The 678-nt window shown below is 38.9% G+C and carries 1 protein-coding gene; it reads right to left on the bottom strand.

Features of this window, described 5'->3' with window-relative positions; genetic code table 11:
• A partial coding sequence (locus E1171_RS00410; protein ID WP_155203021.1) for an FAD-binding protein occupies positions 1-549 on the bottom strand: 549 nt, incomplete at its 3' end.
• Positions 550-678: the final 129 nt, after the last annotated feature.

Below are 678 nucleotides of genomic sequence, written 5' to 3'. Positions count from 1 at the left end.
TTTTTTCAGCTGTAATTTAACCTTGGTAATGATTCCCAAAACCCCTAAGGAAGTTTGCGCGGCTCTAAACAATTCCGGGCTTTGCTCATTGGAACACTCTATTAGTTCTCCTTTCCCATTAACTAACTGTATCCCTATAATCTGAGTAGCTAATGTTCCAAAATTCACTCCAGTTCCATGAGTCCCCGTACTTACGGCCCCAGCAATGGATTGCACATCAATATCCCCTAAATTTTCCATGGCCATACCCTGCTCATGAAGTAGCATTCCCAGTTTTCTTAATCTTGTGCCCGCTTTTACCCAACAGGTATTGTTTTCCTTATCAACTGCCTCAATTCCCTGAAAATTATCAAGGGAAATCAAAATATCTTCACTACGAATTAAAGGAGTCCAACTATGGCCTCCACCAATCAGGCGAATTTTTTTTCCTTCCTCATAGGCCTCCTTTACCGCCTTTTGTATTTCCTGCACTGTTTGTACATTCAAGTAATTCCTTGGACGGAAGGAAAGAGTTCCTCCCCAGTTTTTTATTAATGGCTTAATCTGCATAAGAATTCAAAAGTTTTTGGTTTATATTTCAACTGATTTTTCCTCTGCTTATTAAATTACCTATCCTGTTGCCCTAGAGGAAGCCCACTCATATCTATGAAAACTCACAAAATAATAATTTCCCTTAAA

The organism is Xanthovirga aplysinae (assembly GCF_009711365.1).
GTDB classification, from domain to species: domain Bacteria; phylum Bacteroidota; class Bacteroidia; order Cytophagales; family Cyclobacteriaceae; genus Xanthovirga; species Xanthovirga aplysinae.
This window is presented reverse-complemented; position numbering and strand designations above follow the sequence as displayed.